This is a genomic window from Streptomyces sp. NPDC003635, assembly GCF_053587635.1.
Genome location: NZ_JBSFOK010000047.1, coordinates 57,982 through 66,319, shown reverse-complemented (window position 1 = coordinate 66,319; position 8,338 = coordinate 57,982). Strand labels below are relative to the sequence as shown.

The window sequence follows — 8,338 nt, the reverse complement described above, 5'->3', positions numbered from 1 at the left end:
CCTGAACGTCAACGACGAGGTCGCGGGCCTCGCCAAGATCGGCCCGATACACAATCAGGCCCAGGCGGTGACCGGCCGCGTAGCCGGCGGCGACCGCCAGGATCGCCAGCAGGACGCCCTCGGGCCGGCCGTCCTGCAGGGTGGCGGTGACCAGGGACCAGGTGGCGCAGGCGCCGAGCACCACGACGCCCGCCGCGTCAGAAACGTTTCGTCTTTCGCTGAGGTCTCTGGCGCCCTCAGAACCGGCCGCAGACGTCATCCCTGTGGCACCCACCCCGACCCCCGCAACCCGGTCGCCCCCCGACCGCGCCGAACCCCTTCGACACCGGCCTGACCGGCTCGTACGACACTTGCTCCGGCACACCGTAACGGCTGATGGACGATTTGTGGACGTCTTGGGCAGGAGCGATACGGCACACCGTGCCGCCGCTGCCCCGGGACCGCGCTGTCGGGGTGAAGGCCGACCGCCGTACACTCCCGGAGTGACCGTCACCGCAACTTCCGTGGACGAGTCGGACCAGGTGAAGCCGCTCGCGCCCGCCCGACGCCGGGTGTGGCCCGCACGCCTGTGGCCCGCTCTCGCCGCGGCGCTCTCCGGAGTGCTGCTCTACGTCAGCTTCCCGCCGCGCACCCTGTGGTGGCTGGCCCTGCCCGCCTTCGCCGTGTTCGGCTGGGTACTGCGCGGGCGGAGCTGGAAGGCGGGACTCGGTCTCGGTTACCTCTTCGGCCTGGGCTTCCTGCTGCCGCTGCTGGTGTGGACCGGCGTGGAGGTGGGCCCCGGCCCCTGGATCGCGCTCGTCGTCATCGAGGCGGTCTTCGTCGCGCTGGTCGGCGCGGGCGTCGCCGCGGTGTCCAAGGTGCCCGGCTGGCCGGTGTGGGCCGCGGCCCTGTGGATCGCCGGAGAGGCGGCACGCGCGCGTGCGCCGTTTAGCGGCTTCCCCTGGGGCAAGATCGCCTTCGGTCAGGCCGACGGGGTGTTCCTGCCGCTCGCCGCCGTCGGCGGTACCCCGGTGCTCGGCTTCGCGGTCGTCCTGTGCGGCTTCGGTCTGTACGAGGTCGTCCGGCTCGCCGTCGACCTGCGGCGGACCCGGGCCGTCCAGCGGTCCGCCGCCGCCGTGGCCCTGCTCAGCGTCGCCGTCCCCTTCGCTGGCGCGCTCGCCGCCCACTCCCTGGTCAGCGACCAGGCCGAGAACGGCACGGCGACCGTGGCGGTCATCCAGGGCAACGTCCCGCGCGCGGGGCTCGACTTCAACTCCCAGCGCCGGGCCGTGCTCGACTACCACGCGCGGGAGACCGAGCGGCTGGCCGCCGAGATCAAGGCGGGCAAGGTCGCCCAGCCCGACTTCGTGCTGTGGCCGGAGAACTCCTCCGACATCGACCCCTTCGCCAACGCCGACGCCCGCACGGTCATCGACCGGGCGGCCAAGGCGATCGGTGCGCCGATCTCCGTCGGCGGGGTCGTGAAGCGCGACGGCAAGCTGCTCAACGAGCAGATCCTGTGGGACCCGGTCCAGGGCCCGCTGCAGACCTACGACAAGCGGCAGATCCAGCCGTTCGGCGAGTACCTGCCGCTGCGGTCGATGATCGGCGCGATCAACTCCGAGTGGACCTCGATGGTCCGCCAGGACTTCAGCCGGGGTGATGAGCCGGGCGTGTTCACCATCGACGGCACCAAGGTCGGCCTCGCCACCTGCTACGAGGCCGCCTTCGACTGGGCCGTGCGCGACACCGTCACCGACGGCGCGCAGATGATCTCCGTGCCGAGCAACAACGCCACCTTCGACCGCAGCGAGATGACCTACCAGCAGCTCGCCATGTCGCGCGTGCGGGCCGTGGAGCACAGCCGGACCGTCACGGTCCCGGTGACCAGCGGTGTCAGCGCGATCATCATGCCGGACGGGAGGATCACCCAGAAGACGGGCATGTTCGTGGCCGACTCGCTGGTGCAGGAGGTGCCCCTGCGCTCCTCCGAGACCCCCGCGACCCGGCTCGGCATCCTCCCGGAGATCGCCCTGGTCCTCGTCGCGGCGGGCGGCCTCGGCTGGGCGATCGGCGCCGGTGTGCGCGGTCGACGCGCCGGTGCCGTGTGACCGTACGCCCGCCGTACTCCCGAGGGAATCGCCGCAGGTGACCGGGGTGGCCCGTTAGGGTCGTGACCATGGCCATTCCTGACTTCATCCGTACGATCCGGGCCGCGGCCGGGCAGCAGCTGCTCTGGATGCCCGGTGTCAGCGCCGTCGTCTTCGACGACGCGGGCAGAGTTCTCCTCGGGCAGCGCGCCGACAACCAGCAGTGGGCCGTGATCTCCGGGATTCCGGACCCCGGCGAGCAGCCCGCCGCCTGTGCCGTGCGGGAGGTGTACGAGGAGACCGGCGTGCACTGCGTCCCCGAGCGGATCGTCATGGTGAAGTCGGGCAAGGAGGTCACCTTCGACAACGGCGACATCTGCCAGTTCATGGACGTCTGCATACGCTGCCGGGCCGTCGGTGGCGAAGCGCGGGTCAACGACGACGAGTCGATCGAGGTCGGCTGGTTCGACGTGGACGCCCTGCCCCCGCTCAGTGAGTACCAGCTGTTCCGGATCAAGCAGGCCCTGTCGGACGAACCCACATGGTTCGAACCCACGACCAGCGACTGAAGTATGGGTTCTGACCACATGGGGCGCGGCGGGAGCGCTGCCTAGGGTCGGGGCATGACCCCGCCCAACGCCGCTCTCCCGGCGCCCTCCGCCCCCTCGCTCGACCTCGGCGGTCGCACCGCCCTCGTCACCGGTGCCGCCGGCGGCATCGGCCGCGCCTGCGCGTTGCGGCTCGCGGCTGCCGGTGCCAAGGTCAGAGCGGTCGACCGGGACGCCGCGGGCCTGGAGGCACTCGCCGAACAGTGCCGGGGCCTGGCGGGCACCGTCGAGCCCCACCCCCTCGACCTCACCGACCTCGACGCCGCCGAGCTCGTCGCGGCCGGCACCGACGTCCTCGTCAACAACGCCGGACTGCAACTGGTGCGGCCCCTGGAGCAGTTCCCGCCCGACGTCTTCCACACGGTTCTCACCGTGATGCTGGAAGCGCCGTTCCGGCTCATCCGCGGTGCCCTGCCTCATATGTACGGCCAGGGCTGGGGCCGTATCGTCAACGTCTCCTCGGTCCACGGGCTGCGCGCCTCCGCCTACAAGGCGGCCTACGTGTCCGCCAAGCACGGGCTGGAGGGCCTGTCCAAGACGGCGGCCCTAGAGGGCGCGCCCCATGGCGTCACCTCGAACTGTGTGTGCCCGTCGTATGTGCGCACCCCGCTCGTCGAGAAGCAGGTCGCCGACCAGGCCCGGGCGCACGGCATCCCCGAGGAACGGGTCCTGAGCGACGTCATGCTCCAGGACAGCGCGCTGAAGCGGCTGATCGAGCCCGACGAGGTCGCCGAAGCGGTGGCGTATCTGTGCAGTCCGCAGGCGTCCTTCGTCACCGGCACCTCGCTGGTCATGGACGGCGGCTGGACGGCGCACTGAGACATCCGTGTTGTCCACAGGGGCTGACAGGGCGACGGTGTGATGAGTAATCCTGTGAGCATGTCCCGCGATCACGTGCAGTCCGCAGAGCGCTCCGCCGGTCCCTCACCGGACGGCGGGGCCGAGGCGCCCTTCCTCGAGCTGCTGGCCCGCGGCGCCTCGGCCGACGCCTACGAGCAGCCCGTGCTGCGCGCCCGCGCCGAGGGACAGCCCGCCGAGCGCATCGCCGCAATCGAAGCGGCCAAGCTGCTCGCCCTGCGCGTCCGCTCCGAGCTGGAGGGCAGACGCAGGCGCGAGGCCGAACTGTCCGCGCTCTTCGAGACGGCCCACGACCTGGCCGGCCTGCGGGACCTGGACGCCGTACTCCAGGCGATCGTGCAGCGCGCCCGTTCGCTGCTCGGCACCGATGTCGCCTACCTCAGCCTGAACGACCCCCAGCGCGGCGACACCTACATGCGGGTGACCGAGGGCTCGGTGGCGGCTCGCTTCCAGCAACTGCGCCTGGGCATGGGGGAGGGCCTCGGCGGACTCGTCGCCCAGACGGCCCGCCCCTACGTCACCGACGACTACTTCCAGGACGACCGGTTCCGGCACACCGTCAGCATCGACTCCGGGGTGCGGGACGAGGGCCTGGTGGCGATCTGCGGGGTACCGCTGATGCTCGGGCACCACGTCATCGGCGTGCTGTTCGCGGCGGACCGCAGGGCCCGGGTCTTCGAGCGGGAGCAGATCGCCCTGCTCGGCTCCTTCGCGGCGCTGGCGGCGGCCGCCATCGACACCGCCAACCTGCTCACCGAGACCCGCTCGGCCCTCGCCGACCTCGAGCGCGCCAACGAGATCATCCAGGATCGCAGCGGGGTCATCGAGCGCGCGTCCGACGTCCACGACCGGCTCGCCGAACTGGTGCTGCGCGGCGGCGGGGTGCATGATGTGGCGGCGGCGGTCTCGGAAGTCCTGGACGGAACCGTCGAGTTCACCGAGCACGCCCCGCCCGGCGCCGTGGAGACCTCCCGCGCCGAGGGCCACGCCGTGCGGCACCGGGACGACTGGATCGCCGCCGTCGCCGCGGGCGGCGAACTCCTCGGCGCGCTCGTGCTGCGCGGCCACCCCGGCCTCGACCCCGTCGACCAGCGCACACTGGAGCGCGCCGCCATGGTCACCTCGCTGCTGCTGCTCGCCCGGCGCTCGGCCGCCGAGGCCGAACAGCGGGTGCGTGGCGAGCTGTTGGACGACTTGCTGGACTCGCGTGACCGTGACCCGCGCCTCCTGCGCGAGCGTGCGGCCCGGCTCGACGCCGACCTGGACGCCACCCATGTCGTGCTCGCGGCCCGCCTGGACGGCGTGTCCGCCGACGCCGAACAGGAGGCCGCCGCCCGCCGCCGCCTGTGGTCCGCGGCCTCCCATCTCGCCGCCACCCGGCACGGCCTGGCCGCGGCCCGCGACGGCGGTACGGTCCTGCTGCTGCCACTGGAACACGGCGACACCGCGACGCGGATCGCCCGCCGCACGGCCCAGATACTGGGCGGTGCCGTCCACGAGGCGGTCACCGTGGGTGCCTCCGCCCCGATCGAGGACCTCGCCACCTACCCCGACACCGTCGCCGCCGCCTACGAGGAGGGTCAGCGCTGCCTGGACGCCCTGCGGCTGCTCGGCCGCTCGGGCGACGGCGCCGCCGCCGAGGACTTCGGATTCGTCGGCCTGCTGCTGGCGGGCGACCGGGACATCGCCGGCTTCGTCCACCGCACCATCGGCCCGGTCGTCACCTACGACGAACGACGCGGCACGGACCTGGTCCGCACCCTCGACGCCTACTTCGCCAGCGGCATGAGCCCCGCCCGCACCAAGGACGACCTGCACGTGCACGTGAACACCGTGGCACAGCGCCTGGAGCGCGTGGGCCGCCTCCTGGGCGACGACTGGCAGAGCCCGGCGCGGGCACTGGAGATCCAACTCGCCCTGCGACTGCACCGGTTGTCCGCCCCCTCCCCAACGCACTGACCCCCGTACGCAGGGGCGCACGGGGGCCGGGCTCGGGTCGGGATCAGCGCGTGTGGGCGTCCGCCGGGTGCACAGCGGGGGGTTCGGCGTCCTCGGGGGCGGAGTCGAGGTCGGCGAGGTCCCGGTGGCGGGTCTCCTTGGCCACGCCGACCGCGATGAGGGTCAGTACGACGGCGGCGATGACGTACAGGGCGATCGGGGTGGAGCTGTCGAAGTCGGCGAGCAGGGCGGTGGCGATGAGCGGCGCGGGGGCGCCGGCCGCCACCGAGGCGAACTGGGCGCCGATGGAGGCGCCGGAGTAGCGCATCCGGGTCGCGAACATCTCGGAGAAGAAGGCGGCCTGGGGTGCGTACATCGCCCCGTGCAGGACCAGGCCCACGGTGACGGCGAGGACGAGGTTGCCGAAGCTGCTGGTGTCGACCAGGGCGAAGAACGGGAACATCCACAGGCCGACTCCGGCCGCGCCGACCATGTAGACGGGACGGCGTCCGACGCGGTCGGACAGGGCGCCCCACAGCGGGATCGCCGCGAAATGGACCGCGGATCCGATGAGCACGGAGTTCAGCGCGGTCTGCTTGGAGACGTCGGCCGCGGTGGTGGCGTAGACGAGGATGAAGGCGGTGATGACGTAGTAACTGATGTTCTCCGCCATGCGCGCGCCCATCGCGACCAGGACGTCACGCCAGTGGTGCCGCAGCACGGAGACGAGCGGCAGCTTCTCTGCGGTGTCGGACTTGCGCGCCTCCGCCTGGGCCAGCGCCTGCTTGAAGACGGGCGATTCATCGACAGACAGACGAATCCACAAACCGACGATCACGAGGACGCCGGAGAGCAGGAACGGGATGCGCCAGCCCCAGCTGGTGAAGGCGCTGTCCGAGAGGGTCGCGGTGAGCAGGGAGAGCACACCGGTCGCGAGCAGTTGCCCCGCGGGAGCACCGGTCTGCGGCCAGGACGCCCAGAAACCGCGCCGCCGCGCGTCCCCGTGCTCGGAGACCAGCAGGACGGCGCCGCCCCACTCGCCACCGAGCGCGAAACCCTGCACCAGCCGCAGCAGGGTCAGCAGCACGGGAGCGGCCGTGCCGATCGTCGCGTGCGTGGGCAGCAGACCGATCGCGAAGGTGGCCCCGCCCATCAGCAGCAAGCTCAGCACCAGCAGCTTCTTGCGCCCGAGCCGGTCACCGTAGTGCCCGAACACCAGGGCGCCGAGCGGGCGCGCGGCGAATCCGACGGCGTACGTCAGGAAGGACAGCAGGGTGCCGACCAGCGGGTCGGAGTCCGGGAAGAACAGCTTGTTGAAGACGAGGGCGGCGGCGGAGCCGTACAGGAAGAAGTCGTACCACTCGATCGTCGTGCCGATGAGGCTGGCCGCGACAATGCGCTTGAGATTGCCGGGCGTTGGGGGAGCGGTTGCTGCGGAGGCCATGTGCGCCACTTCCTCGTGTGCGGTGGGGACGGGTACGTGGGCACACGGTAGGAACGTGCAGGTCAGGCGCACATGTGGTGAGGCAACATAGTTTGGGCATCGGCTATGCGTCGCGCCACCATGCCCGCTCGCGGAGGGGCGGCTGAGAGAGCGTCCCGTCAGCCGGCGTTCTCCGGATGCGACAGGTTGACTCCGGTCGCCGGATCGAACACATGCGCTTTGCTCATGTCGACGCGCAGTTCGAGCGGTTCTCCCTCGCGAGCGCGTGTGGCGGCGTCCAGGCGTGCCACGATCTGCTGGAGGGACCCGGCGCCGGTGTCCCGAAGGCCCGAGTCCGTGGCGAGTTCCTCGAGTTCGGCGGCCTGCGCGGGCCCGCCCTCCTCGGTGAAGTACACGTACACATCGGACCCCAGGGACTCCAGCACGTCCACGGTGGCGGTGACGACCGGACCGCGCCCCTCATCCGCCAGGGCCGCGTCCTCGAACGCCTCGGGCCGCAGGCCGACGATGACCTCGCGGGGTGCGTTGTGCCGCTCCAGCGCCCGCCTCGTACGGTCGTCCAGAGGCAGGTCCCCGAGAGCGGAATGCAGGATGCCTCCCTCCACCGTCGCGTTGAGGAAGTTCATGGCCGGGGAGCCGATGAAACCCGCGACGAAGAGGTTGCGCGGGAAGTCGTACAGCTGCGCCGGAGCGCCCACCTGCTGGACCACTCCCTGCCTCATGACCACCACGCGGTCACCGAGGGTCATCGCCTCCGTCTGGTCGTGGGTCACGTACACGGTGGTGGTGCCCAGGCGCCGCTGGAGCCGGGAGATCTGCGTGCGCATCTGTACGCGGAGTTTGGCGTCCAGGTTGGACAGCGGCTCGTCCATCAAGAACGCCTTGGGGTCGCGCACGATGGCCCGACCCATGGCCACCCGCTGGCGCTGGCCGCCCGAGAGGAGGGCGGGCTTGCGGTCCAGGTGCTCGGTCAGGTCGAGAACCCGTGCGGCCTCCTCGACCTTGCGGTTGATGGTGGCCTTGTCCACCTTGGCCAGACGCAGCGGGAAGCCCATGTTCTCCCGGACGCTCAGGTGCGGGTACAGCGCGTAGCTCTGGAACACCATGGCCACGTCGCGCTCCTTGGGCGCGAGGTCGTTGACGACCCGGTCGCCGATGCGCAGAGTGCCCTCGGTGATGTCCTCGAGTCCGGCGATCATGTTCAGGGTGGTGGACTTGCCGCATCCGGACGGGCCGACCAGGATCACGAACTCGCCGTCGGCGATGTTGAGGTCCACGTCCTTCACGGCGAGGGCTCCGTCGGGAAAACGCTTGGTGACTCCCTCAAGGATGATCTCGGCCATCGGTGGTGCCTCCTTGCCTTCATGCTTTGGCGGTCCGGGTGTGGCGGTCGGCGTCTCGGACGGGCGGGCCGCCCGCGC

At 71.3% G+C, this 8,338-nt stretch carries 6 protein-coding genes and 1 pseudogene; 4 read left to right on the top strand and 3 right to left on the bottom strand.

What is annotated here, in order from left to right; translation table 11 throughout:
- Positions 1-259: pseudogene (locus ACWDRW_RS32665) on the bottom strand (hypothetical protein); the annotation flags it as partial.
- A 223-nt stretch (positions 260-482) separates the two neighbouring features.
- On the opposite strand from ACWDRW_RS32665, the gene lnt reads away from it, so the two are divergent.
- The 4 genes from lnt to ACWDRW_RS32645 all read left to right on the top strand — a co-directional run bounded on the left by lnt (position 483) and on the right by ACWDRW_RS32645 (position 5,494).
- Complete coding sequence (gene lnt / locus ACWDRW_RS32660) at positions 483-2,090, top strand: apolipoprotein N-acyltransferase (protein WP_451729621.1); 1,608 nt, start codon at positions 483-485, stop codon at positions 2,088-2,090.
- A gap of 68 nt (positions 2,091-2,158) precedes the next feature.
- Entirely contained in the window at positions 2,159-2,638 is a 480-nt protein-coding gene (locus ACWDRW_RS32655) for an NUDIX hydrolase (RefSeq protein WP_451729618.1), read from the top strand.
- Between the two features lie 54 nt (positions 2,639-2,692).
- Positions 2,693-3,496, top strand: coding sequence for a 3-hydroxybutyrate dehydrogenase (locus ACWDRW_RS32650; RefSeq protein ID WP_451729615.1), 804 nt, complete (start codon positions 2,693-2,695; stop codon positions 3,494-3,496).
- Positions 3,497-3,556: 60 nt separating this feature from the next.
- Complete coding sequence (locus ACWDRW_RS32645; RefSeq protein WP_451729613.1) at positions 3,557-5,494, top strand: helix-turn-helix domain-containing protein; 1,938 nt, start codon at positions 3,557-3,559, stop codon at positions 5,492-5,494.
- Positions 5,495-5,537: 43 nt separating this feature from the next.
- Here ACWDRW_RS32645 and ACWDRW_RS32640 read toward each other — a convergent pair whose 3' ends face one another.
- Positions 5,538-6,917: an MFS transporter gene (locus ACWDRW_RS32640; RefSeq protein ID WP_451729610.1), complete on the bottom strand. Its 1,380-nt coding sequence runs from the start codon at positions 6,915-6,917 to the stop codon at positions 5,538-5,540.
- Positions 6,918-7,075: 158 nt separating this feature from the next.
- Positions 7,076-8,260 (bottom strand): ABC transporter ATP-binding protein, encoded by a 1,185-nt coding sequence (locus tag ACWDRW_RS32635; protein WP_451729607.1) that lies wholly within the window; start codon positions 8,258-8,260, stop codon positions 7,076-7,078.
- Positions 8,261-8,338: the final 78 nt, after the last annotated feature.

What these genes read in the sequence shown, in the direction of transcription:
- ACWDRW_RS32655 (WP_451729618.1), top strand. Translation starts at nt 2,159, where the DNA reads ATGGCCATTCCTGACTTCATCCGTACGATCCGGGCCGCGGCCGGGCAG.
- ACWDRW_RS32650 (WP_451729615.1), top strand. Translation starts at nt 2,693, where the DNA reads ATGACCCCGCCCAACGCCGCTCTCCCGGCGCCCTCCGCCCCCTCGCTC.
- ACWDRW_RS32645 (WP_451729613.1), top strand. Translation starts at nt 3,557, where the DNA reads ATGTCCCGCGATCACGTGCAGTCCGCAGAGCGCTCCGCCGGTCCCTCA.
- ACWDRW_RS32640 (WP_451729610.1), bottom strand. Translation starts at nt 6,917, where the DNA reads ATGGCCTCCGCAGCAACCGCTCCCCCAACGCCCGGCAATCTCAAGCGC.
- ACWDRW_RS32635 (WP_451729607.1), bottom strand. Translation starts at nt 8,260, where the DNA reads ATGGCCGAGATCATCCTTGAGGGAGTCACCAAGCGTTTTCCCGACGGA.